General features: G+C 43.2%; 19 protein-coding genes. All 19 read left to right on the top strand.

Annotated features, from left to right (window positions below; translation table 11 throughout):
- Positions 1-112: 112 nt before the first annotated feature.
- The 19 genes from OR573_12045 (at position 113) to OR573_11955 (ending at position 24,774) form a co-directional block, all read left to right on the top strand.
- Positions 113-1,954 (top strand): hypothetical protein, encoded by a 1,842-nt coding sequence (locus tag OR573_12045; GenBank protein ID XGA79228.1) that lies wholly within the window; start codon positions 113-115, stop codon positions 1,952-1,954.
- Complete coding sequence (locus tag OR573_12040; GenBank protein ID XGA79227.1) at positions 1,954-3,186, top strand: hypothetical protein; 1,233 nt, start codon at positions 1,954-1,956, stop codon at positions 3,184-3,186. The genes OR573_12045 and OR573_12040 overlap by 1 nt, the downstream gene beginning before the upstream one ends.
- A 46-nt stretch (positions 3,187-3,232) precedes the next feature.
- Positions 3,233-3,799: a dTDP-4-dehydrorhamnose 3,5-epimerase gene (rfbC, locus tag OR573_12035; GenBank protein ID XGA79226.1), complete on the top strand. Its 567-nt coding sequence runs from the start codon at positions 3,233-3,235 to the stop codon at positions 3,797-3,799.
- Positions 3,800-4,458: 659 nt separating this feature from the next.
- The gene (locus OR573_12030; protein ID XGA79225.1) at positions 4,459-6,897 is read left to right on the top strand and encodes a glycosyltransferase; all 2,439 of its coding nucleotides are present in this window, start codon (positions 4,459-4,461) and stop codon (positions 6,895-6,897) included.
- Positions 6,897-7,658: a sulfotransferase gene (locus OR573_12025; GenBank protein ID XGA79224.1), complete on the top strand. Its 762-nt coding sequence runs from the start codon at positions 6,897-6,899 to the stop codon at positions 7,656-7,658. The genes OR573_12030 and OR573_12025 overlap by 1 nt, the downstream gene beginning before the upstream one ends.
- A 24-nt stretch (positions 7,659-7,682) precedes the next feature.
- Complete coding sequence (locus OR573_12020; GenBank protein ID XGA79223.1) at positions 7,683-8,786, top strand: glycosyltransferase family 61 protein; 1,104 nt, start codon at positions 7,683-7,685, stop codon at positions 8,784-8,786.
- Between the two features lie 4 nt (positions 8,787-8,790).
- Positions 8,791-9,105 carry a sulfotransferase family 2 domain-containing protein gene (locus tag OR573_12015; GenBank protein XGA79222.1) on the top strand — a complete coding sequence of 105 codons (315 nt, stop codon included), beginning with the start codon at positions 8,791-8,793 and terminating at the stop codon, positions 9,103-9,105.
- Positions 9,086-9,406 (top strand): sulfotransferase family 2 domain-containing protein, encoded by a 321-nt coding sequence (locus tag OR573_12010; GenBank protein XGA79221.1) that lies wholly within the window; start codon positions 9,086-9,088, stop codon positions 9,404-9,406. The genes OR573_12015 and OR573_12010 overlap by 20 nt, the downstream gene beginning before the upstream one ends.
- Positions 9,407-9,717: 311 nt before the next feature.
- Positions 9,718-12,267, top strand: coding sequence for a class I SAM-dependent methyltransferase (locus OR573_12005; GenBank protein ID XGA79220.1), 2,550 nt, complete (start codon positions 9,718-9,720; stop codon positions 12,265-12,267).
- A 272-nt stretch (positions 12,268-12,539) separates the two neighbouring features.
- Positions 12,540-13,142, top strand: coding sequence for a hypothetical protein (locus tag OR573_12000; protein XGA79219.1), 603 nt, complete (start codon positions 12,540-12,542; stop codon positions 13,140-13,142).
- 88 nt (positions 13,143-13,230) lie between these two features.
- Positions 13,231-15,087 carry a glycosyltransferase family 2 protein gene (locus OR573_11995; GenBank protein XGA79218.1) on the top strand — a complete coding sequence of 619 codons (1,857 nt, stop codon included), beginning with the start codon at positions 13,231-13,233 and terminating at the stop codon, positions 15,085-15,087.
- Positions 15,088-15,100: 13 nt separating this feature from the next.
- Positions 15,101-16,378, top strand: a complete 1,278-nt coding sequence (locus tag OR573_11990; GenBank protein XGA79217.1) for a glycosyltransferase family 4 protein — start codon at positions 15,101-15,103, stop codon at positions 16,376-16,378.
- 2 nt (positions 16,379-16,380) lie between these two features.
- Positions 16,381-17,562 (top strand): hypothetical protein, encoded by a 1,182-nt coding sequence (locus OR573_11985; GenBank protein XGA79216.1) that lies wholly within the window; start codon positions 16,381-16,383, stop codon positions 17,560-17,562.
- 142 nt (positions 17,563-17,704) lie between these two features.
- Positions 17,705-19,261: a hypothetical protein gene (locus OR573_11980; GenBank protein ID XGA79215.1), complete on the top strand. Its 1,557-nt coding sequence runs from the start codon at positions 17,705-17,707 to the stop codon at positions 19,259-19,261.
- Positions 19,258-20,862 (top strand): aldolase catalytic domain-containing protein, encoded by a 1,605-nt coding sequence (locus OR573_11975; GenBank protein XGA79214.1) that lies wholly within the window; start codon positions 19,258-19,260, stop codon positions 20,860-20,862. Before OR573_11980 ends, OR573_11975 begins: the two co-directional genes overlap by 4 nt.
- Before the next feature lie 47 nt (positions 20,863-20,909).
- On the top strand, positions 20,910-21,656 hold the full coding sequence (locus OR573_11970; GenBank protein ID XGA79213.1) for a 3-deoxy-manno-octulosonate cytidylyltransferase: 747 nt from the start codon (positions 20,910-20,912) through the stop codon (positions 21,654-21,656).
- Positions 21,653-22,318, top strand: a complete 666-nt coding sequence (locus OR573_11965) for an HAD hydrolase-like protein (protein ID XGA79212.1) — start codon at positions 21,653-21,655, stop codon at positions 22,316-22,318. The genes OR573_11970 and OR573_11965 overlap by 4 nt, the downstream gene beginning before the upstream one ends.
- 3 nt (positions 22,319-22,321) lie before the next feature.
- Positions 22,322-23,314, top strand: a complete 993-nt coding sequence (gene galE, locus OR573_11960) for a UDP-glucose 4-epimerase GalE (protein ID XGA79211.1) — start codon at positions 22,322-22,324, stop codon at positions 23,312-23,314.
- Between the two features lie 122 nt (positions 23,315-23,436).
- Complete coding sequence (locus OR573_11955; GenBank protein ID XGA79210.1) at positions 23,437-24,774, top strand: hypothetical protein; 1,338 nt, start codon at positions 23,437-23,439, stop codon at positions 24,772-24,774.
- The last annotated feature ends 133 nt before the right edge of the window (positions 24,775-24,907 follow it).

Genomic DNA, 24,907 nt, shown 5'->3' with positions numbered 1-24,907 from the left:
GATAGGTCAAAAGCGAAAAACCAAAAATATTTTTTTAAAAAAAGGGTTTGGGTTTATCCGTGGTTATCCGTGTTCATTCGTGGCCTAAATTTAAAAACGGAGCTTAAAAACCATGCCGTTGGTGATTTATACCGGCATACACGCCATGACGCGTGAGCCAGAATTACGACTGCCTGCAGGAACGCAAATGCTGACGCTAGAGGCATTAAAGGCAGAATCGCCTGCGGCAGCCCCACAGCCAGAACACAGCGACGAAGCAGAAAAAACAGAAGAAAACCAGCAAGCGCTATTGTTAGAATCACTCTCTGAACAAGTGCTTGAAAGCGTTAGCCAGTGGTTGAATCAAGATGCCACGATGAATAAGGCGATTATCGTATGGCCAAGCCCGGTAGCCTATATTGCCGCGCTGCTGGCCGATGGTAAGCAAAGTGATGAAGCACTTGAAGACTGGCAACAGCTTGCCACTGCGTTGCTGAAGCTCTTTCGTTCGCATCGCCGCCAGTTGAAGCTAGTAGCAGCAGAACCCGGCGGTGAGTCACCGGCCATGGATGACATGACACTGGCCACCTTGCCAGTGCCGGAGCACTCGCCAATTTATACGCTGGCAGCAAAGCAGTTGGTAGACGCTAGTGAAACGCTAACGCAAACAGCCACACGGCTATTCACCAGCAGCGAGTTAGCCTATAAAACGAGCGAAGCGCTAACTGATCAGGTTAACGGTGCCTTATTGCACCACCAGCAGCATGTCCAGCAAACAGCTAACCTCCAGCAGAATCTAGAGCAGCTTAAACACCAGCAGGCTGAGCAGCAGGCCGCTAGCAAAAAGCAGCTGGATGAACTGACTAAACAACGTGACAACCTACGCCAGGAGCAGACTCAGCAACATGCCGCCAGCAAAAAACAGCTGGATGAGCTGACCAAGCAGCGCGATAACCTAAAGCAGGAAAAAGAGCAGCAGTTATCGGCACTGCAAGAAGAAAACGACATGGTCATCGCTGAACTGCACCGCGTGCAGGAGGCGCTGGAAAAAACGCTCAATGAGCGCAATGCCGCCAATAAGAAAGCGGAAGAGCTGGCCAAATTAAAGCCGCTTCATGAAAGCACTGAGAAAGAGCTTAAAGCACTTAAGCAGCAGAATCAGTCTGAAAAAGACGCACATGCACAAACGCGGAAAAAGCTAGCAGAAACCCAGACCTCAATGGCCGGCTTGCAAGAAGAAAATGCCATGGTCATCGCTGAGTTACACCGCGTGCAGGAGCTTCTGGAAAGTAAGTTATACGAGCGTGATGAACTGGTTAAACAGCGCGACAGGCTGACTCATCAACACAACGTTGCCGTACAACAGCGTGAAAGTGCACTACAACAGCTTGAGCGTCGTCTGGTGCAGCTGCAACAGCTACATACGGATAAAAAAGCACAACAACTTGACCAAGAAGCACTCAAGCAGCGCCTTGAACGCACTCAGAAGCAGCTTAATGTGTTGAAGTCAGAGTTCCAGCAAGCATTGCATGAACGCGACGCCTGGAACCAGTGGCTTAAATCCCATGCCTATCGCTTTATTACGGCCACCTACCGCTATAGCCGTGCTTACCGCAAAACGCTTCGTCAACAGTCATCGCTTATTAATGCAAGCTCTTATTTCGATGCCCACTGGTATCAAGAGCAGTATCCTGACCTGGCAGAGGCCAAAGCTAACCCAGCAGAACACTATCTTAAATTCGGGGCACTGGAAGGCCGTAACCCCAGCCCGCATTTCAATACCGAGTTCTATATCACTCAGTACCCTGATGTTGCCACTGCAGGTGACAACCCGTTGATACATTTTCTGCGCCATGGGCAGATGGAGCGGCGTAAGACAAATTACGAGCAACTACAGCTTCCATCACCGCAAAGCTCAGGCCAAGAGGCGACTGATGCCAGCAGCCAAGCCACTCAAGATGAGGAGACTCGCTAATGGCATCTGCGAAAACACTTCTATGGGTTCATATCGGCGCATTGCGTGATGAAAGCCGGGCATTGATTCAGCAAGCCCAAGCGGATCAAGCAGTGCTAGTTGCCTCACTGGGTCAAGATGCAGCTAGTGTAAAAGCATTAAACAAGTCAGTATCTGCATGTTACTTGGCGGAACACCCTATTACGCCACAAGGAGTGGAGGCGGTTCTTTACCAATATAACCTCCCTGAGCTAAACAGCCTTGCCCCGGCTACGGGGTTAAAAGCGCTTTACCCCGGCCTAGAAGAGACGCAGCAGGTAGCGCTTGAAACACAGCCGCTTGACGCAGCCCTTAAAGCGCATCAGCTGGAAGAGGCATCAATTACCCATTTAGTGCTAGAACAGCCAGAAAGTGCCCTAGCCCTGCTACAAAGCCTGGAAGCACAGGGGCATTTACACAGCCTTCAAAGGCTCTGGGTACGCACCAGTGAAGAAGCACTTTATGAAGGCATGCCAAACCAGGCAGCTTTGCAAGCAAGCTGTGCCGAGCTTGGTTTCGAGCTGGAAGATACTCTGGCCGATGACCCAGATTTCATCCTGCTGGAATACACACGCAATCCACTCTACACTCAGTTAAAAGCACAGCAAGAAAAAGCCGACAGGTTAGAGCAACAGCGTGACCAGCTACAAGAAGCCCACGATAAACAAGCCGCTGCGCAAGACAAAGCGCAGACAGAAATAGAGCAGCTAAAGCAGAACCATGAAAAGCTAAGCCAACAGCATGCTGAGCAAAGCAAAGCTTTGGAAGCCGCCCACACCGAAGTCAGCGAGCTAAAGCAGCAACGTGACCAGCTTAAAAAAGCGCATGATGAACAAGCAGCAGCGAAAGAGAAAGCCCAGGCAGAAGTAGACCAGCTCAAAAAAGCACGTGATGAGCAAGCAGCCGCTAAAGATAAAGCGCAGGCAGTAATAGACCAGCTTAAAAAGCAGCGCGACGATCAGGCTGCTGCTAAAGAAAAAGTACAGGCAGAAGTAGCACAGCTGAAGCAGGAACGTGACAAGCTCAATAAGCAGCAGGAAACGCTACGCCAACAGCATCGTGAACAGCAGCAGGAAAACCAGCAGCTGCGTGAAGAGGTAAAAGCCACCGACGAACGCCAGAATAAGCTGAATATTGAGCTTGAACGCGCTGAAGCCCAGCTGGAGTTGATCAAGGATCTGCTACTCAAAGACAGACTGCTCAGCAACGATTGAGCCATTCACCATTCACCATTCACCATTCACCATTCACGGCCCTTATATGAACTACGAAAAACTCGCTATTCCAGATGTTGTCCTCCTTACTCCCCAAGTCTTCGGCGACGAGCGTGGCTTCTTTATGGAAACCTTCCGCCAGTCAGAATTTGAACAGCACTGCGGTAACTACACCTTCGTGCAGGATAACCACAGCAAATCCAAGCAGGGCATACTGCGCGGCTTGCATTACCAACTGGAAAAGCCGCAAGGCAAACTGGTACGTGTCACCAAAGGCGAAGTGTTTGATGTAGCGGTAGACTTGCGGGAAGGCAGCTCCACCTTTGGCCAATGGGTAGGCGCCATGCTCAGCGAAGAGAACAAACAGATGCTATGGGTGCCGCCAGGTTTTGCTCATGCCTTCTATGTAACCAGTGATGAAGCTGAGTTTCAGTACAAGTGTACTGATTACTATAACCCTGGTGATGAGTACTCACTGCTTTGGAACGACAGCACAGTCGGCATTGAATGGCCGCTGGTGGATGGCAAGCCACCTCAGCTTTCTGGTAAGGATGATGAAGGCCAGGCGCAGAGCTGGAAAGAATGTCCGAAGTTTGAAGTTATGACTAATTAATTTCATCTAGAAACAGTTAGCACCTGTTTAAGCGATCCTTTGGAATTCAAGGTCTATAAACTGATCATCAAAACAGCACAGCGCGACCGTTCTTGTTGCAGTTCTGTCTTATGTACTCACGTTTGTCGCTTCATGTTAATTAGTAGTAGCGTATAAGTTAAGAGGTCTGCAAGTGCGCAAGACTTGATGTCTTAAGTCACCTTTTACTACTAATAGACATGTATCGATCTAATTTAGGTAAAAAAGTTAAAAATAAAAGCATGTAAAATAAGAGTCTACAAATTAGCCGTGAGAAAACCTAAGATAAGATCTGTCCATCGGTCTAGTCAGAACAATTTTGCAGTAGTCGGGGTATAAAGTACTTGCTTTCAATATTTTTAAGTTCTATTGTTTTGGCTTTAGCTTCAGTTTTCTATAAGTGAAAATCAGATATTTGTTTTCTAAAGTTAATCACGGGCTGTTGAATCTAAAAGCTGCTCTTTGATAAAGAATAGCTTTTAGAGTGCGCTTGAACGGTTAGAAACCGACTGCGTTGCTGCCAAGTTATTAAAAACTTATAGACAGGCTAAGTTATATAAATCGCATGCGCTCAGGTGAGTCTCAACCTACAATCTAGCCGTTTGCAATGGCTATAGATATAAAGTTACTGGAGTAAGGAAATGGTTGATAAGTCTTATAGTTACCTAGAACTAGGTAATAAGGCATTCAAAGATAAAGATTTCGAGAAAGCGATAAAGCAGTACAGTAAAGCAATAAAAGAAAACTCTAACTTAAAAGAGACTCTTCAGTTTAATCTTGAGCTAGCAGAAAAGAATCTTGGTAAGAATAATTCTAAAATTATCGATTCTCAACACACAAAAAATAAAATAAAAGAATTAGCAAAAAAAGAAGGAATATGGGATGCAGAATTTTATTTAAAAACATATCAAGATGTAAAAAATGCAAAAATTGACCCTTATGAACATTATACTAAGTATGGATGGAGAGAAAATCGGAAACCATCAAAGTCTTTTGATACATCATTCTATGTTGAACAAGTGGGATCACTGCTAAATTCCAATCCGATTGAACACTTTATTACCCAGGGTAAGGCTCAAGGTCTGAAAATTGCAGATGAAGACTATGGTCTTGTAGATTTTAAAGTGTTGCAAAAAAAGTTTAATTCAAAAGAAAGCCATAATTTTTTTCCTGAAAAACCAATTGATATATTAATACCTGTATATAACGGATACGAATATTTAGAGCCTCTTTTTAAAAGCGTTTATAAGAATACTACAATTCCTTTTAGGGTTTTTGTTGCAAATGATTGTAGCACTGACAAAAGGGTTCTACCTTATCTTCAATCTTTAAAGGATGAGCATAAAAACTTAGTGCTTATTGAAAATAAAAAAAATATGGGCTTTGTGGGCACTGTTAATAAACTATCTGACTTAGCAGAAAATCATTTTGTTTTATTAAACACAGATACTGAAGTGCCAAAAGGTTGGTTAGAAAGACTGATGTATCCATTATTTAAAATAGATGATATAGCTACAACGACACCTTTTACAAATTCTGGAACAATTTGTAGCTTTCCGGAATATCTAAATGACAATGAAATACCTAGTGGCTTTAATGTTGATGAGATAGATAGTTTCTTTAAAAAAGTTTCACTTGAAGATGCCTATATTGAAATTCCTACAGGTATTGGTTTCTGTATGGGTGTTAATAAAGATTTAGTTGAAAAAATCGGAATGTTTGATGTGGCATTTGGCAAAGGGTACGGGGAGGAAAACGATTTTTGTCAACGCGCTGTGAATTTAGGTTTTAAAAATATACACGTGCCGAATCTTTATGTTTATCATAAGCACGGGGGTTCATTCCCTTCTGAAGAAAAACTAAAATTAATACAAAAAAATTTAGAAATAATTAACGAAAGGTACCCTTATTATGATCGTGATGTTGCAAAAACGATACATAAAAATGAATTGAGTCCAATAAGAAAAGTTATAGATTTTCAAATTCAATCGCAAGGCAAAAAAGTAGTTTTATTTTTCGATCATGGCTTGGGTGGTGGAGCTGCTCAGTATTTGGAAAACAAGATAGAAAAATTAAAGGAAAAAAATATTTTATCTATCGTGGTTAAACATGAGTTTCATGAAGAGCTTTACAATATAAAGCTAAACTTCTCAGAAAACCTGAGTAATATTAAATCAGAATCACTAGATGGAATAATACCATTTGTTTTAAATGTAATAGATGTTGATGAAATTTTTATCAATTCTATAGTTGGCTATGGAGGAATAGAAGGGCTCATAGAGGACATCCTTACAAATAAAAGAAAGCAAAAAATCGTAGTCCCTATACATGACTACTACCCGATATGTCCTTCATTCACATTACTTAATGACGAGGGGGAATACTGTGGCGTTCCTTTAGACCTTTCTATCTGTCAGAAATGCCTAAAAAACAGCGATAAGGAATTCAAGCAGTTTACTAAAAATCAAGATATTTACACGTGGAGAAAAGTTTGGAATCAATTACTTCAAGCTTCTGATGAAATTTTAACGTTTTCTCAAGCTAGCACTGATATACTTCTAAAGGCATTTGACGGTTTGCAGTCGAAAATAAAGCTATTACCTCATGATATTGCTGGACGGTTTGATAAAATTTATAAACCTCAGAACCTTCAACTACACGAAGAATTAGTTATTGGAGTGTTAGGCGGAATAAATGAAGCCAAGGGCATCTATGTTCTGAAAGACCTTGCAGAGTATATTGAGAAGAATAGTATTAATGCGAGAATTGTTGTATTTGGTGACACTTCGATAAAAATTAACTCCTCTGCTTTAAAAGCAACGGGCCGGTATAATATTGAGAAACTTCCAAATATGGTCAAAGAAGAAAATGTAACACTTTTCTTTATACCTTCAATATGGCCTGAAACATTTTCTTATACGACAGATGAGGTAATGCAGCTTGGCTATCCTTTAGCTGTTTTTAACTTAGGAGCACCAGCTGAAAGGGTTAAAGATTATCAAAAAGGTATGGTTTTAGATCTTGGTTTTCAAAATGATCCAAGTCAAATACTTGAAGTTTTAAAAGGAAGGATAGTCTAATGTTAAGAAATAAAATTGAACCATTTTTTTTACTAGGCGCACCTAGGTCTGGTACCACTATGCTAAGGGACTTATTCAAGCAGATTGATGATTTGTATTCCCCGGAGGAAACGCATGTGTTTAGATGGGCGGCACCATTTAGAGGTGGCGAGTATGATTCTATTTATGCAAACAATAAAACATTGAAGTATCATAGAGAACTGGATGGTATCTCAAATGAATTGTTCTATGAGTTGTATAACTCTTCAATATCAAGGAAAAATTTTAATGATAAGTATTGTCAGAAAGTTGCAGAAATAAAAGGAAAAAAATATTGGTTTGAGAAAACTCCGCAGAATATATATGGTCTTCCACTAATAGCGGAGCAGTATCCAAATGCTAAAATTTTACATATAATTCGTCACCCATATGATGTTATAAAAAGTTTAATGGTAGGTAAAGTAATAAAGGTAGATGAAATAGTGGGAGCCGCAAATTATTGGGCTGAATCAATTGCTATTGTTCAGACACTTAAGCCTTTTCTAGGTGAGCGTTTAGTTGAAATAAAGTATGAAAGTCTCGTGACTAATCCCAAAGAGGTTTTTGGTGAAATAGTTGAAAAGTTAAGTTTAGATACTTCATTTGATTTTGATTTTAGTCATTTAAAATATAAGAATGTTGATTATGGACAATACTTTTCGAATGAGGAATTTGAAATCATTCACTCAATATGCGATAAGTATATTGACTTACACAACTATGATAGATTTGAAGCAAGTTAGGTGTTATTTTTTTGAGGTAATGATATGTCGCGCAGAGAAAAAAAGATTACGAAAGGAGAGTTTGATCTTTTTTCGAGTTCAAACAATTTTCCATTAATAGGTTCGTGGGCTTCAAAAGAATACAATACTATTAATCCTAAAATTAGTTCTTATGAAGATATTGATCCATCAATTAGGGATGTAGTGTCAAAAAATCATAAAATTTACAGTGTCAGTAGTGATCCTGTCTCTGTGTTTGAAATTAATGATTGTATTGTTATGCCTAATGGTGTTTTTTTTATAAATGAAAATGTTGTAGCTCAGTCAGTCCATGATTTTCCGTTAAAGAATAAAGAAAGTTTACAAAAACCTCAATCATTTGATCGTATTAGCTCTGAAAAACCAGTTTTAATATTGTCTAAGTATGGTTATAGAAATTACGGACATTGGTTGATCGAGATAATGCCCAAAATAAAGTTTATTGTCGAATCTGGGATTAATTTGCGTGATGTTTCTATCTTAGTTGGGCACACTAATACTAAGTTAGACAAGGTTGTACGTGACTCATTAAGAATGATTTTAGGTTTTGAACCAGATTTAGTCGCAATAGATAGACCTGTAAGTATTAAACGTGCAATTTATTGTACACCAATTACAAAGCATCCGTTTAAGATGCGTCCAGAGATATCAGAACTATTTTTTGAACTTAAATCTGCTAATCTTAGTAAATCTAAACCAGAAAAGATGCTTTTTGTAACTCGTAGAAGCGCTAATAATCGGTTCTTAGAGGGAGCAAAGCTAGTTGAGTCATACTTAGTAAGCAAAGGTTTTGAGGTTGTTGATCCTGGCGAATTAGTTTTTTCAGAGCAAATAAAGTTATTTTCAGCTTCAAATGTAGTTGTGGGAATAGCGGGTGCTGCAATGACTAATACAGTTTTTATGGAAGAAAAAGCGAAGATCTTGCATCTTGTACCTTCATCAATGCCAAACCTTTTTTTTTACCAGCTAGCCTCTATTTGCAAAAATAATTATTATGAATTTAGAGGAGAAGCTTCTTCTAAAAAAGTGTCAATGTTTTCAAAATCTTTTGAAATTAACTTTTCCAAGTTTGAAGATTTTTTCGAGAATATATTTTTACCTGGAGATTGATTTTATGCCAATTTTTTTAAAAGAAGGCGAATTGTTTTATTTCTCTTATATACCAAAGTGTGGTGGTATGTCGATTGAAAACATGCTTAAAAAGCATGCAAATATAGCACTCAGATCACCTTATCTACATGGCGTAACTCAGCAAAAATTCCCATGCTCACCACAGCATTTTCACTTAGATATTGTTGATAAAATATTTCCAATGAGTAACTTTTCTTACAAGTTTGCTGTTGTAAGACACCCTCTCCATAGATTTATAAGCGAGTATAAATTCTTGATGACAATGAGAATTAAAAAAATTGGATATAATTCCTTTTAACTTGTGGGCTTTGAATAATTTAAAACTTTTTGAAAAAAATAATTTTCATTTAGATAATCATCTTAGACCACAAGTGGAGTTTTTAGATCAGGATTTTGATGTGTTCAAGTTTGAAGATGGTTTTAATCATCTTGTTGAAGTGTTAAGTAAAGAAATGAAGATACCTTCCGATGAGCTGTGTTTAGAACATGTAAATAAAAGTATGAGTTTAGATATAGAGATTGATATTGATGCTAACGTTATAGACAAAATTTATGATATTTACAAATTTGACTTTAATGTATTCGGTTATTCGTTGTGATTTTTATTGAAACTATACTGTAGATGGCTAACACAAAGGCGATAAAAGGGTTAAAAGCGTATGTTTTGTACGAACAGTTGCATAGCCAGGAAGAATTGGGTGCTATCGTCTTCGAACTGAATATGCGGCTTCGGATACGCCTTGATTTTAAATATCTGATAGAAATGATGAATTATCTAATGGCTGATTATCGTGATAGCCACCAAACATTCAACAAGTGTCTCACTCATAGTCTTTATCCGCCCTTATAAATGATAAAGAAAATAAAGTTATCATCCAAGTGTTATCATCCAAGTGTGAGGTAAGTAGCTTTGATTTTATCTGATTTTGAGAGTGCTTCCTGGCAGTTGGGTGCTTGGGAGACTCTAGCTTCTCTGGAAAGCAATGAATGTTGTGACTCAACACAATATGATCTGATATCTTGTTATCGAGGATTGAGTTTTTTTCAGTTAGGAAAAATTCAGGAGGCTGAAAATTTAATAAAATCAGTTTCAAAAAAAATGGATAATAAGAAGCTCGCAGCAATGTTGCTTAGTGGTGCTGCACTTAGCTTAGGCCGGGCTCGTGATCTTGTTGATGGTTCAGTAAAATCTGACGCTGCCCAGAGCTGGTATAAGACGTCTGCTGAGTTGGCGTTAGGTGATTTGGCTTTGCCAGCGCTGGTTGATAAACGCTCAAACTCTACTGCGCTATTACCGATTGAGTTTAAGGCGCCAAATTATCAATGGGCTAAGAGCCATCCTGAATGGTCTAAGCAATATGTCTTTAATGATGCTTTAGGTTTTTGGCACCGGCCTGCTGCCCAAAGCATAGATTATTCAGATGGTGATGAGATTGAGGATCGCTTGCTTAATGTGGTGCATACCTCTACTGATGTCAGTCTCTTTTCTAAGGATTTGATTCAACATCAAACGGATTGGCCTTCCACCTATCACTTCTCAGCAGACCGTGTAAATCTCTTACGTCCTTTAGCTTCAACGCTGGCCTCTTCTAAAGTGTTAGAGCTAGGTTGTGGCTGTGGTGCAATCACGCGTTATTTAGGTGAGCTCGGTGCGGAAGTTGTGGCTTTGGAAGGATCTCTAAGGCGTGCGGAGATTGCAGCAGCACGCACCAGAGACTTGAATACAGTGACGATAGTTGCTGACCGTCTGCAAGACTTACCCCTTCAAGGGGCTTTCGATGTGGTTACATTGATTGGTGTACTGGAGTATTCGCAAGTCTTTGTTGATGCAGAAGATCCGATACAGGCTGTGTTAGAGCGAGCAAAGTCTTATCTCAAACCTAGCGGCGTTTTACTGGTAGCCATTGAAAACCAACTAGGCCTTAAATATTTTGCAGGTGCACCTGAAGATCATGGCGTTGGCATTATGTCAGGGATTAATGATCTTTATACAGATGAGTCTGCAATTACTTTTGGTCATCAAGAGCTAAAAGAGCGCATTCAGGAAGCTGGCTTTAGTCAGGTTGAAACTTTTCTACCTTTCCCTGACTACAAGCTGCCAATGTTAGTAGTTCATCCTTCAGGTCATAAGAAAAAAATCCCTGGCTGGAATTTAGGAACCTTGCTATCTAACTCCGCACCTTATGATAAACAGAAAATACCAGACCCTACTTTTAGCCTTGAGCGCGCTTGGCCGCTTGTAGTTCGAAATGGACTAACAGCAGATTTGGCTAACTCACACCTATTCGTTGCTAGTTTAGAAACTTCAAGTTTTGTAGATAAAAAGGTCTTAGCTAGTTATTTTTCTCCCAATCGTGCCGGTGAATATAGTCAACAAATTGATTTTGTAGTTGAAGAGAAGAAAAAGATTACTATTCGTCGTCAATCTTTATTGAATACATTGGCTACACTAGCACTTGAAACCAAAACTCCAGAAACTTACTTGCCAGGCTCGCTACATTCAGATTTATTACATCGTGTAATTCAACGACCAAACTGGTCTTTAAAAGATATACTTCATTGGTGTTTGCCATGGGTAGAAGCCTTACGTGATCATCGAGTTGAACCTAATGAAATGTCTTTTAATCTATTTGGTACAGATTATCGCGAATGGCTTCCAGGTCACTTTATTGATGCCATACCTAGAAATCTAATTCTACAGTCTGATGGTACTTGGTCTTTTATTGATTTGGAGTGGGTTGAAGAACAACCGCTGCCTTTAGCTTTAGTGGTTTATCGTGGCTTGGTAGTTACGCTCTCTACATTAACAAGTATTTCTATGCCTGAGCTTAGTAAATTTATAGAGCCTAATGTGCTTATTGATAAACTCATGGATGAACTAAAGATGTCTTTGTCAGAAAAAGATTATTTCTACTTCATGCCAGTGATTGAGCGTTTGTCAAACCAAGCTCAAGGTCAACCTCAGCCTGATAAAATGCCGAACAACCCTTATGAATTTAGTTCCCTTAAAGTTCGAAAAACAGGCTCTCCTATAAGTGAGTCTACCAATATTACTTTGTATTGGTCAATTGAGAATAAAGGGTTTAGTGAAGCGAATGCTGTAAAAAGCAGCTGGTTGCTAAGTGGTGGAAAGGCGAGAGTCTCTCTTGAGTTGCCTGATTTGAAAGGGACATTTACAGGTCTGCGAATTGACTTCACTAATTGCCCCGCTTATTTGTTAGTAAGTAGTATGTTGCTTAGGAACAAAGCTGATGAAGTGATTTGGCAATGGGATTTTAGTACTTCTATACTAACTCAAATAGGCCAGTTGAAAATTTCTGCTTTAGATAATGATCATGTGGCTTTTGTTAGTACCGGTAACGACCCTCAGTTTGTCCTAAATTTACCAGAAAATATTTATCCAGAACTAGCAGGAGCAGTCTTGCTTATAAGTATCCAGGGTGGTGTTTTGCATAACTAATAAAAAATGTTATGCTGCCACGTATTTAAAAAATATAGTAAAATAATATCTTTTTATTTTTTATGCTCCATGTTTAACGCATTTTATACTGTGTTTTAGAAAACTATTGGTATTTATTTTTAGGCGTGTTTTTTATAAATGTTATTTTCAAAGATAATAACCGGGATATTAGACGATAAATAGGCTTAAGGGAAGTTTTTTACTCATGATTGTGTCTTGATTACTAAACAGCAATTGTAGCCACTCAAACATTAAAGCAAAAAGGTATAACGATGTCCGAAAGTATTGAAGCTCTGACGCAGCAGGCTGCCACCTTAAAGGCTGAGTTGGCCAGTAAAGAAGAGTCACTCAAGCAAATGCAGGTTCAGCAGCAAGCCATGGGGGATTCCATGGCTACTTTGCAACAAACACTTGCTGGGCTGGAAGAGAAAATCAATGCGCTGGCAGGCCAATCGCAAGAAGCCGTGGCCGGTGCTGGTGAGGCAGGCGAGGAGGCTAAGAAGCCTGTGGCCATCGTCAGTGATGCGCCTTATCCGCAAGAGAAGCTGGATAGCTTTGTGGTATTGAAGGTGCTTCAGGAAGAGCGCGAGCGCCTGTTGCCTTACATCCAGATGATTCGTGATTCTGAATTTTTTGATGGTGCCTGGTATCTTGAACAGTACCCTGACCTCAAGGATAGCGATTTTGCTGATGACCCTGCCATGCATTACCTCTTGTTTGGTGGTTTTGAGGGGCGCCCCGCTGGGCCGTTATTCAACTCGATGGCGTATTACCTTGAATACCCGGATGTGTACAATAACCAACTAAACCCATTGTTGCATTTTATCATGCGCGGTATTGAGGAAGGCCGTACAGCGTACCCTTTGGCTAAGTAAAACAGCTGGTTGATAGGCAATCGCAAGCTACATTGGCTGCCGGTGCCTTTTTGAATAATGAGGTTGAAAAGGATTTATGCTTAAGCGTATGTCAGCAAAAAAAGCCGCTAAGGCGTCGCAAGCGCAGCTCCATGATGTGACTCGTGCGCCTTACGTCGTTTCCAGGGAGGGTAAGCCTCAGGCAGCGGTCAAGGTGGATCAACTTAAAAGGCGTGGCGGTTGCTATTGGGTGGAAGGCTGGATTGCAACCTATAGTGATGCCCCGGCTATAGAGCTGCACATGGATCGTGGTGCGGTAGAGGCATCGCTTACTTTCCATGTGAGAGAAGATGTCGCCATCAGTATGCAAGATTCAAACCCTGGCCTTACAAGCCAGGGTTTTTGCCTTGAATGGTTCAGCGAGCATGATGGCAACGATACGCCTTTACTGGTTTGTCATCTGCAAGAGAAGGGCGCACCGGTTGTTTTCACCCTACCGGCGTTAGAAAGCTTTATGGCCTCACCTGATCAAGATGGCGTGAATATCGCGAGTTCCAGGCCTTCAGCTCGGCCAGGAGCTGCGCAGCATGCCCAGCCCGACTTTCTGGCAGCTGCCACCTGGTTAGCGCCAGACCCATTGAAAGCCGTCGCGCATCTGGATGATTTTGGGATGATCCCCCACCGCAGTGGCTTAATAGCGGGTTGGACGGTTACCCAACCTGGTTGGCAGGTCTGGGGTGTCGATAGTCAGGGTAATGGCGTGAACCTGGAAAACTCCCTGCGTTATCAGCGTGAAGATATTGTGAGCCTGTTCCGCGATACGTTTGGCCAACGCACTGTTGATGCGGGCTTTGTGGCACCTTGGCCGTTTGCGTTGCCTGTGCCATCCAGCCTTCGTCTGGTGGCTTATCATCCGCAAACGCAGCAAGCGATGACGTTGGCACAGTGTGATGCCGATGAAGTTCCCGCAGACCCTGAAGGCTATGCACGCTGGGCATTTGGTGTGGCAACGCCTGCTGAGAAGATTAATGAGCGGTTCAATGGTTGGGAAGGCGAGCTGATTGAAACGCTGTTGGCAGAGCGTGATCAGGCGTTTGCGGATAATCAGAAAGCCCCGGACATCATGACCCTGGGTAACCCGCCAGCGTTTCCAGACGTTAGCCTGATTATTCCGCTATACAGCCGCTGGGATTTTGTTGAGCACCAGTTGTTGGCATTTTCCCAGGATGCGGAGCTGCTGGCATCCACCGAGATTATTTATGTAGTGGATGACCCTCGGATCTTGACTGCCATTTCCAATGAAGTGGAAAACCTGCATCGGCTGTATAACGTGCCGTTTAAGGTGGTATGGGGGCATCGCAACCGCGGGTTCTCCGGTGCCAACAATCTGGGGGTGAGTGTCAGCCAGGGGCGCCAGGTGTTGCTGCTGAACAGTGATGCTTTTCCCACGTCTCCGGGTTGGGTGGGCCAGATGAGCACCCTGCTGGATGAAAACCCGCGTTATGGTCTGCTGGGTGCGCGGCTGTTGAACCCGGAAGGTGGCTTGCAACATGCGGGCATGGTGTTTTTCTATTCGCAGTCCTGGCAGGTGTGGTTGAATAAGCACCCTATGGCGGGCCTTGCCCCGGAACTGGATAATGTGCCCGAGGGCGTGGATATTATTGATAAACCAGCAGTGACTGGCGCTTGCGTGATGATGCAGCGTTCTTTGTATGATGAGCTAGGCGGGTTGAATGAAGGTTACCTGATTGGTGATTTTGAGGATTCTGATCTCTGCTTGCAGGTGCTGAATGCAGGCTATCAGATTGGCTATGTACCGGGTGTCTCTCTGGTGCATCTTGAGCGCCAGTCTTTCTCATCCTTGGGTGATACGTCTTTCCGTACACTAGTGGTACGATTCAATGCCTGGCGACACACCAAGCGTTGGGGCGAGAAGATCCATTCCGTCATGCAGTCATTTAGTTAAGGAGCGTTTTTTCATGGATTCAATCGCAAGCCAGGCTCGCCCGCAGCGTGTATTGGTAATGGCGCATGGCCATCCGGATTTTTCATTGGGTGGCGGTGAGCTGGCCGCCTACAACCTGTTCAAGGCGTTGCGTGATGATGCCAGTGTTGAACAGGCTTGGTTTATCGCTCGCCATGATAGCGGCAATGGGCCAACCGGCGCTTTTACCGTCAGGCGTGAAAATGAATACCTGTGGCAGCAATCATTGGGTAACTCCTTTTTGATGAAAGCCGCTAACAGCTATGCGATATGGAATGACTTTCGTCAGCTGATTCGCACCCTGAAGCCGACCGTGGTGAACTTACATCACTACTTTCATCTGGGTATTGAGCTGCTGCGCATCATCAAGGAGGAAGATCCTTCGATTCGTGTGGTGCTGACCCTGCATGAGTATATGGCGATCTGTCATCAGCAGGGGCAGATGGTCAAGCGTGGCTCTAACAAGCTGTGCTTTCGCTCTTCCATTGAGGATTGCCACCGTTGCATGCCGGAGTTTTCAAAAGAGCAGTTCTGGCTCAGGCGCAGCTTTATTGGCCAGCATTTTGATTATGTGGATCATTTTGTATCGCCTTCCCATTTTCTTAAACAGCGCTATGTTGAATGGGGGCTGCCAGAAGACAAGATCAGCGTGATTGAGAATGGTCAGTCACCCGAGCCAAAACTGCCGCCGCGCCCGCTGCAGGAAGAAGAAACCCGCAAACGCATTGCCTTCTTCGGTCAGATCAACCCTTTCAAGGGAATTGATATCCTTATGGAAGCCCTGCTGGCGATGAAGAAGAAAGAGCGCAAGGCCATCGTGGTGGAAGTGCATGGCGCCAACTTTGAGCATCAGGAAGGTGAATTCAAAGAGCGTGTGCAGGCAATGGCCAACAAGTTGATTGCAGAAGGCGTACTTCGCTGGGTGGGCCCTTATGAGCCGTTCCAGGTGACCGAGCGGATGCGCAATGTTGATTGGGTGCTGATCCCCTCCATCTGGTGGGAGAACTCCCCTATGGTGATTCAGGAAGCCTTTGTGAACGGAAGGCCCGTCATAGCGTCTGATATCGGCGGCATGCAGGAAAAAGTTACTCACGGCGTTGATGGTCTGCATTTTGAAGCACGCAACCCGCTTAGCCTGGCACAGGTGCTGCAAAAAGCCGCCAGTATGCAGGATGAGGAGTGGCTAACTCTGTATGAAAATATTCAGGCTCCTTTGACGTATAGAGAAAGTGCAGATGAGTATAAAAGAATTTATATGGAGTGTTCAGTATAACTATGAAAGCGATACTTCACATAGGCACAGAGAAAACAGGCACAACTACACTCCAGAATTTTCTTGTGAAAAACAGACCTGCTTTTTTGGAAAAAGGTTACTATATACCTGAGAGTGTAGGAGTTGGTAACAATCGTGGTCTTGCTTCTTGCTCAATGGAGTTTGGAAAGCTTGATGATTATTATTATGATAAAGGTATTGATTCACAAGAAAAAAGAGGGCGTTTTGATAAGGAGTTAGTTGCGCGCTTTACGGAAGAGATTGAAAGATTAGAGGACGGTTACCACACAGTTATTCTATCAAGTGAGCACTTTCATTCTAGATGTGTAAGCAAAAACGAAGTGGAAAATGTAAGAAAAATACTAAGGCCGCTTTTTGAAGAGATTAAAGTTGTTGTGTATCTACGCCCTCAGGTAGATATGGCAGTCTCATTGTATTCTACTAATCTAAGGTCAGGTAGTAGTTCAGAGTTTTACGATTTTCTGAAAAGACATTGTCAATCAAGCAACCCCTATTATAATTACGATGATCTACTTAATAAGTGGAGTCAGGTTTTTGGGGGAAGTGATATAAGTGTGCGTATTTTCGATAGAAATACAATGCTAAATGGAGACATTGTTGATGATTTTTTTGATGTTGTTGGTTTTGATGGCGATCTTTACCACTTTGATAAAGTAAAAAATTTAAATGAATCACTAACTCCTTTTGGGCAGGAAATTCTTCGGCTTTCAAATAAATATAACTATGGTTTTAATATTAGCGGTGTGCCATTTAAAGTTAGATTATTGCAGTTAGTAGATCAAGAGTTTATTGGTAAAGGCTGTTCCCCTAGTTCTAATTTAGCAAAAGAGATACAAGGATATTTTGAAAAAATAAATAAAAATGTTGCAGAAAAATGGTTTGAAAGAAAAAAGCTTTTTGACTTTAATTTTGAATATTATGGTGAAGGGAGAAAGCTAGAAGATGGATATAAGGTTGCTCTTGAGACCTTCTTCTCATGTTATCAAGATGTTATGCCAAAAGAAATTGATGTTATTAGAGACGCAGCAATAGTTTTGGAGTCAGAAAATGTAAAACAGGCATCTGAGCTTATGCAGCTTGCGCTTAAATTAAGGCCTAATGGTGCTTTGCTAAAAAAGAAAATGCTAGAGTATAAAGATAACATGGATGCTGAAAAAAATTAATTTGTGGTTGGTATTTGGTTGTTTTATAGATTTTTAGATTTCTTTTTGTTAAAGGTTGATTTTGAGTGCTACTTTAAAGTGTTTTCAAGAGGTAATGGTTAATAAAGTTTTTCCATGTTTTATAAATCTATAGGCAGGTGATATGAGCTTATTGGTTGAGAGATTTTTAAGTAGACTTGAAAACGTAACTGAAGAATTAGAAGTTGAAGATTTCAATCCGGTTGGTTTTGACGAGCTTAGTGATATTGTAAGGATGCAGCTTGATAAAGATATTAAAGGCCTGTTGAGTATTTGGAATGTTAAAATAGAAGATGACTATTTTATTTTACCGCATCCAGAATATCCTGATATTGCAACTAAAGCAGTTTTTAGTATCAAGCTTAATATGACAAATTTTGTCTTTATGCTTAGTGAAAATAAAGATCTTATATGGGTTTTCGGTCAATGCGAGGGCATGATTGATATAGTTGTCACTGAGGAAAAAATTTACCGCACCTCGTTATCTAGTAAAAAGCCTATTTTAGATCAGATAAATAAATTAAGTAAGTTAGACCCACAGAGAATTATAAAATTTAAAAAATATGGATTTTTACTTTCCCAATCAACACCCTATCATTTTTTTTACGACCAATTAAAAAATTATATCCATTTTAAACGCAGCGCAAAAAAGGTTAGTTTCGATAAATCTTTTTTTTGTTTAAGTAAGTGTGATTTGCCTATAGATAATGAATGCGTTTACTTGTTTCCTACTACAGTAGGTAACAACCAGCTTCGTAGTGGTGTTGCTAAAGAGCTGAACGAAAATATGGAAAGTTTTATCTATAATAATGCGGCTAAAAGTTGCACCTTAGCTTCACATGAACCGCATAGCTTAAAGCTTTGGTTTTCTATTACAGGTCAAAAGAGAAGTTGGTTGCAACAGGTTGAAGGGGTAAAAAATATTGTTGCTATCTTGGTGAGCTATTTTGATGATATTGAGCTGTATGTGGATGGCGTGACAGCTCCTGATGGTAAAGAAATTAGAAATTCAGACGATGAAGCCATTTTTTGTCAAATAGAAAAAAATGTTGACAGTAGGTGTAAAGTTTATTCATTAATTGGAAAAGATTACCGCTATAAAATAAAGAAATGTAGCTGCGCTGATGTATTTATAGCAAATGCAGGTACTGGTTGTATGGTGCCACTTCGCTTCTGTAAAAAACCAGGTGTGTTGCATTCAAATACAAAACTTTTCTCTTTTCCTGATGAATATCCAAGCACAGTAAAAAAATTTGATAAAAGATATACTATTAATGTTCTAGGGGAGGAGAAATCTAGAGCTGATTTTGCTAGCTACCACATTCCTTGGCAGCACATATTCAATCTCGTTGTCGAAGTGATTAACAAAGTTAAAGGAATTGAAATTGAAATGTTAAAAGTGCCTTCTGTAGATGAAGTTGCAAAGTCTTACAGTGCGCAAGAAAGTGTAAGAAGGGAAAAGATTAATTCTTTTTATAATATAGAGCAGCGTATCAAACCCGGTCAAAAAAGTCCCGATATATTACGAGAGGTGGCTTTGTCCTTTGAGGAATCTGGTGAAATCGAAACAGCCTTAAAGGTGATGAAAAAGGCTTTGGAGCTAAGACCTGAAGGGCCTTTCATAAAAAAGAAAATTGATAAATATCACCAAATTCTTCAAGAAAGAGGCCGTAAACTATGACCGTTTTATTCCTTGACTGTACCTTGCGAGACGGCGGCTACTATAACGCTTGGAATTTTTCTTTCGAGTTAATTAATCAATACCTTGATGCCATGCAAGCCGCAAGAGTTGATATTGTAGAACTGGGCCTTCGCTCATTGAAGAACCAGGGGTTCCAAGGCCCTTGCGCGTTTACTACGGATGATTTTATTCGCGGTCTGACGATTCCTGCTGGCTTGATTGTGGGCGTGATGGTCAACGGCAGCGAGTTAGTTGGAGAGGTACCTCAGCAAAAAGCGCTTGAACGTCTTTTTCCCAATGCAGCCGCAGATTCACCGGTAGACTTGGTACGTATTGCCTGCCATGTGCATGAATTTGAAAAGTCACTGCCAGCCGTTACCTGGCTGAAAGAGCGTGGCTATCAGGTCGGCTTTAACTTGATGCAGGTGGCAGACCGCACCGAAGAGGAGGTGAAAGCCCTTGCGCGCGTGGCCAAGGCTTACCCGATGGATGCGCTCTACTTCGCCGATAGCATGGGCAGCATGAACCCAGATCAGGCGGCGCAGATCATTCAGTGGTTCCGTAGTGAGTGGAGCGGCGCTATGGGTATTCACACCCATGACAATCTGGGGCTGGCACTTTCTAACACCCTTCGCGCGCTGGATGAAGGCGTGACCTGGGTAGATTCCACCGTGACAGGCATGGGCCGGGGGCCAGGTAATGCCCGTACCGAGGAACTGGCCATCGAAATGGCTGAGCGGCGTGGAAAGCCCACCAATATGGTGCCCTTGATGGCGCTGCTGCGTGAGCACTTCAAGCCCATGCAGGCCCATTACGGTTGGGGCACCAACCCCTACTATTACCTGGCAGGTAAGTACGGCATCCACCCCACCTATATCCAGGAGATGCTCAGCGATTCGCGCTACAGTGAGGAAGACGTACTGGCAGTGATTGAGCACCTGAGAGTAGAAGGCGGCAAGAAATTCAACCTCAACACCCTGGATGCAGCGCGTCATTTCTATCACGGCGAGCCCAAGGGCCAATGGTCACCCAAGGAGCGCTTTGCCGGGCGTGAGGTGCTGCTGTTGGGCACCGGGCCTGGCGTTGCTCGCCACCGTTTGGCGCTTGAGCGCTACATCCACGAGCATAAACCGCTGGTGTTGGCGCTTAACACCCAGAGTGCGATTAACGCCGAGCTGATTGATCTACGTGTGGCCTGTCACCCGGTGCGACTGCTGGCAGACTGTGAGGCGCATACCCAGCTACCCCAGCCGTTGATCACACCTTATTCGATGTTACCAGCCGATGTGCGTGACTCCTTGGCCAGTAAAGAAGTGCTGGATTTTGGTTTGAACGTACAAGCAAATAGCTTTGCCTTTGCTGAGACACACTGTACTGCCCCCACGTCGCTGGTGGTGGCCTATGCGCTTGCGGTTGCCAGCAGCGGCCAGGCAGAGCGAGTCGTCATGGCAGGGTTTGACGGTTACAGTGCTGACGATCCGCGTAGCCGAGAGATGCACCAGCTCTTTGAACAATATCAGCAAGCAGAAAATGCCTTACCCATGACGGCCATCACGCCCACCCGTTATGCCATAAATAGCGCTTCGGTCTACGCGCTTTAAGCATTATCAAGGGTCCTGTTTTTATCAATATTGACAGTGAGTTCACTATGCGCAGTGTTGTGATGATTCCCGCCCGCTATGGCTCGAGCCGCTATCCGGGAAAACCCCTGGTGCCACTTTTAGGCAAACCGATGGTGCTATGGGTCGCAGAACTTTCGGCCCGCGCCGTCGGCGCCGAGAATATTTATGTTGCTACCGAAGACCCACGCATTGCTGATGTGGTTGAAGCGGCGGGGTTTCAGGCAGTGATGACATCCGATGACGCCCTGACGGGCACCGACCGCCTGGCCCAGGCGGCCGAAAAGATCGAGGCAGATATCTATATCAACGTACAGGGTGATGAACCGCTGGCAGACCCTACGGATATTCTCAAGGTGCGTGACGCCAAGCGGGCTCATATGGATGCCATCATTAACGGGTTTAGCTGGGTCGGCGATAACGAAGACCCGCATAGCGTTAATATTCCCAAAGTAATCACCAACGAGTGTAACGAGCTGGTCTACATGTCGCGCGTAGCATTGCCAGGCTTCAAGGACGCCAAGTACGCCCCTAGCCGCTACAAGAAGCAGGTCTGCATCTACGCGTTTACCAGAGAGGAGCTGAGCGCTTTTCGCGGTTTTGGCCGCAAAAGTGCGCTGGAGCACAATGAGGATATTGAGATTCTGCGCTTTCTCGAACTGGGCAAGACCGTGCGTATGGTGGAAACCCAGCCGGGTAGCCTGGCCGTTGATGTGCCTGAGGATGTGGCCAAGGTCGAAAACGCGCTGCGTCGTACCGGGCGGGTGTCCGAATGAAATACCCTGTCATCGAGTACGCGACCCTGGTTTTCGACTGTGATGGCGTGGTGCTGGATTCCAACAAGGTCAAGACCGAGGCCTTCTATCGGGCCACCTTGCCCTATGGTGAAGCCGCTGCCCAAGCCATGGTCGATTATCACGTCGCCAACGGCGGCATATCGCGCTACAAAAAGTTCGCTTACTTTCTGGAGCAGATCGTTCCTGCTTACACCAGTCAACAACAAGGGCCCGACTTGGAAGCCCTATTGCACGCCTATGCCATCCATGTACGCGAAGGGCTGTTGAACTGTGATATAGCTCCTGGCTTAGAAACCTTGCGAAAGAAGACACCCGAAGCCCGTTGGCTGATTGTCTCTGGCGGTGACCAAGCTGAACTGCGTGACGTGTTTCAACAACGCGACATCGCAGGCTGGTTTGATGGGGGCATCTTTGGCAGCCCTAATACAAAAGACGAGATTCTGGCACGAGAACTTTGCTCTGATAATATCCAGCAGCCTGCGCTTTTTCTGGGTGATAGCAAATACGACTACCAGGCCGCTGATGCCGCTGGGCTGGATTTTCTGTTCTTGAGTGGATGGAGCGAGGTAGCGGATTGGGCAAGCTGGGTAGCGTTTGAAGACATATCGCTACAGCACAATATTAAGGCATTAACGGAGTAGGCCATGAAAATTCTGGTGGTAGGCGGCGCGGGCTATATCGGCTCTCATATGGTCAAGCAGCTTTCAAATGCCGGGCATAATGCTGTGGTACTGGATAACTTAACCACTGGGTTCCGTGAGCTGGCCTGCAACGGTGAGTTAATAGTGGGCGACTTGGCGGATACTGGCTTACTGGAAAGGCTTTTCAGTAAGTACCATTTTGATGGCGTTATGCACTTTGCTGCCGCCAGCCTGGTGGGCGAATCCATGCAGAACCCGGGTAAGTATTACCGCAATAATGTGGTGAATACGTTAAACCTGCTGGAAGTTATGGTACGTCATGGCGTTAAAAACTTTATTTTTTCATCTACGGCAGCGACGTTCGGTGAGCCGGAATATGTACCCATTGATGAAGCGCACCCTCAGCGGCCTATCAACCCCTATGGTGCCAGTAAGCTGATGATCGAAAGAATGCTTCAGGATTTTTATGCTGCGCATGGGCTTAATTCAGTGGCGTTGCGTTATTTCAATGCCTGTGGCGCGGATCCTGAAGGAAAGATAGGCGAATGCCATGACCCCGAAACCCATTTGATTCCGTTGATTCTTCAAGCAGCGTCTGGACGGCGTGAGTCCATTACCGTATTCGGGCGTGATTATGCTACAGAAGACGGCACCTGTATCCGTGATTACATTCATATCGAAGACTTATGCAGTGCTCATGCTCTGGCGTTGGAAGCGTTGGCATCGGGAGACAAACAAGGTGCATTGGCGTATAACCTGGGTAATGGTCAGGGCTATTCCGTTCAGGAAGTGATTGACGTCGTTAAATCAGTTGTCGCCAAAGATCAATGCGAACTTGTGGTTGAAGAAGGTGCCAAAAGGGTAGGCGACCCGGCACGATTAGTGGCGGATGCCACACTGGCTCGCAAGGAGCTGCACTGGCAACCACAATTTGCCTCGCTCGAAACGATTGTTCAACATGCCTGGGCGTGGGAAAAACATATATCCCAGTTTTGAAAGAATGGTTAAAGTGGTTTTTAGAAAATTTTATCTGGTCAGAGGTAGTCTTTGTATTAGTGTATTGCTGAGTGTTCGAAAGCCAATAAATTTTTGTAAGGTTAATGATGATTAAACGTACTATGTCTCAGCTGAAGTCTAAAAAGAAGAAAGTCGGTAGTTATGATGTTATCGTGCATATAGGTGCCCCCAAAACCGGTTCTTCTGCTATTCAGCGTTTTTGTGTTGAAAATCGTAGCTATCTTAAGACATTAGGTTTTTATTACCCAGAGCATCCGCTTGATAAGAATGGTGTTTCTGGAGGGCATACTGAAATTGCAGGGGCCCTGATTAATAACGATAAATCAACTGCCGGACAGCGCTTTCACCGTTACCTAGGAAAAGCTAAAAAAAATGATATGACACTGTTGTTATCAGCAGAAGCTTTTTATGGTCAGCATGAAAGCATGGCTGAGTTATGCCAAGGGCTATCCGTTAAAGTTATTGGTTTCTTGCGCCACCCTGTTGATTATTTGCTAGGCAACCATAATCAAGGTATTAAGCGGCATATGGTAACACACCGGCTTAATCAAGCCGTTGCCGAGATGGTTTCAAAACCCACGCCGCATCTTGTGGGTAAGCCTTTTATACATTGGGCTAACCAGTTTGGAGACGATAACTGTTATTTTGCAGCTTATCAGGCGCCAGGAAGCGGCTTGCCTCTAGAAACTGTTTTTTTGAAAGCGCTGGGTACCAGTGAGCAGGAGGCAAAAAACAAAGTAACCAATGTTTTAGTAACCAATCGAAGCTACGTTAAATCAGCTCTTGAGTTTAAACGTCTCTTGAATACTGTTTTATCGGAGTTGCCAGTCAGCCATGCTAATAAAGTGGATTGGTGTTTGCAAGGATACTCTGATCGAGCGGTTGATGAATATCCTTATCAACACTCTGATGTTCCAGAAACACTCATGTTAAAGCTTTCAAGCCATCTTTCTGAACAGATGAAAGAGGTTAGTTTGCGCTTTCCTCAATTATCAGAAGTAGCTACGTTGAATCAGAAGGCATTACACCTTGGCAAGCTAGAAAACGGCTTTGGATTACAAGGTCCGCTGGCCGCATTGGCAGAAGAGCTTCCGGATACGTTGCGATTGGTGAGTACGGAGGCATTGAGGCAGCATACCCAGGGCCGCCGTGATTATGTTTTTTTGAAGCTAATGGATGTCTTGGGACTCGACTTTGATGAAGTGGATATACCCATTAGCGTTTTCGATAATGATATTCTGCAAAGATTAAAAAGGCCAAAGAATTCTGGCCCAGATTATCTGCGTGAAATGTCGTTAGTATTAGAGCGTCTTGGCTATCTGAATGAATCTGTAGTGCTAATTGATATGGCTCTAGGTATTCGTCCAACTGGAAAGGGGTTGATTCAGATAAAAAAACGCCTTGATGCAAAGCTTTTAAATGAAAAAAAGATGCAATGATATGGATAGTCTTTCAGGAGCTGAATTTATAGTATGGTAATGTATTTTTTAAACAAGGCTCCTCGCTTACTACCTGGTAGTCAACTAGAGGCTAACAATGTCAATGCATCTTTTGAATGGCTAGCCATAGGTG

Origin of the sequence: Halomonas sp. CH40, assembly GCA_041875495.1 — a bacterium.
Taxonomy (GTDB): Bacteria; Pseudomonadota; Gammaproteobacteria; order Pseudomonadales; family Halomonadaceae; genus Vreelandella.
This window is presented reverse-complemented; position numbering and strand designations above follow the sequence as displayed.

What these genes read in the sequence shown, in the direction of transcription:
- OR573_12045 (XGA79228.1), top strand. Translation starts at nt 113, where the DNA reads ATGCCGTTGGTGATTTATACCGGCATACACGCCATGACGCGTGAGCCA.
- OR573_12015 (XGA79222.1), top strand. Translation starts at nt 8,791, where the DNA reads ATGCCAATTTTTTTAAAAGAAGGCGAATTGTTTTATTTCTCTTATATA.
- OR573_11955 (XGA79210.1), top strand. Translation starts at nt 23,437, where the DNA reads ATGTCTCAGCTGAAGTCTAAAAAGAAGAAAGTCGGTAGTTATGATGTT.
- OR573_11985 (XGA79216.1), top strand. Translation starts at nt 16,381, where the DNA reads ATGAAAGCGATACTTCACATAGGCACAGAGAAAACAGGCACAACTACA.
- rfbC (XGA79226.1), top strand. Translation starts at nt 3,233, where the DNA reads ATGAACTACGAAAAACTCGCTATTCCAGATGTTGTCCTCCTTACTCCC.
- OR573_12030 (XGA79225.1), top strand. Translation starts at nt 4,459, where the DNA reads ATGGTTGATAAGTCTTATAGTTACCTAGAACTAGGTAATAAGGCATTC.
- OR573_12000 (XGA79219.1), top strand. Translation starts at nt 12,540, where the DNA reads ATGTCCGAAAGTATTGAAGCTCTGACGCAGCAGGCTGCCACCTTAAAG.
- galE (XGA79211.1), top strand. Translation starts at nt 22,322, where the DNA reads ATGAAAATTCTGGTGGTAGGCGGCGCGGGCTATATCGGCTCTCATATG.
- OR573_11990 (XGA79217.1), top strand. Translation starts at nt 15,101, where the DNA reads ATGGATTCAATCGCAAGCCAGGCTCGCCCGCAGCGTGTATTGGTAATG.
- OR573_11970 (XGA79213.1), top strand. Translation starts at nt 20,910, where the DNA reads ATGCGCAGTGTTGTGATGATTCCCGCCCGCTATGGCTCGAGCCGCTAT.
- OR573_12025 (XGA79224.1), top strand. Translation starts at nt 6,897, where the DNA reads ATGTTAAGAAATAAAATTGAACCATTTTTTTTACTAGGCGCACCTAGG.
- OR573_11980 (XGA79215.1), top strand. Translation starts at nt 17,705, where the DNA reads ATGAGCTTATTGGTTGAGAGATTTTTAAGTAGACTTGAAAACGTAACT.
- OR573_11975 (XGA79214.1), top strand. Translation starts at nt 19,258, where the DNA reads ATGACCGTTTTATTCCTTGACTGTACCTTGCGAGACGGCGGCTACTAT.
- OR573_11995 (XGA79218.1), top strand. Translation starts at nt 13,231, where the DNA reads ATGTCAGCAAAAAAAGCCGCTAAGGCGTCGCAAGCGCAGCTCCATGAT.
- OR573_12040 (XGA79227.1), top strand. Translation starts at nt 1,954, where the DNA reads ATGGCATCTGCGAAAACACTTCTATGGGTTCATATCGGCGCATTGCGT.
- OR573_12020 (XGA79223.1), top strand. Translation starts at nt 7,683, where the DNA reads ATGTCGCGCAGAGAAAAAAAGATTACGAAAGGAGAGTTTGATCTTTTT.
- OR573_11965 (XGA79212.1), top strand. Translation starts at nt 21,653, where the DNA reads ATGAAATACCCTGTCATCGAGTACGCGACCCTGGTTTTCGACTGTGAT.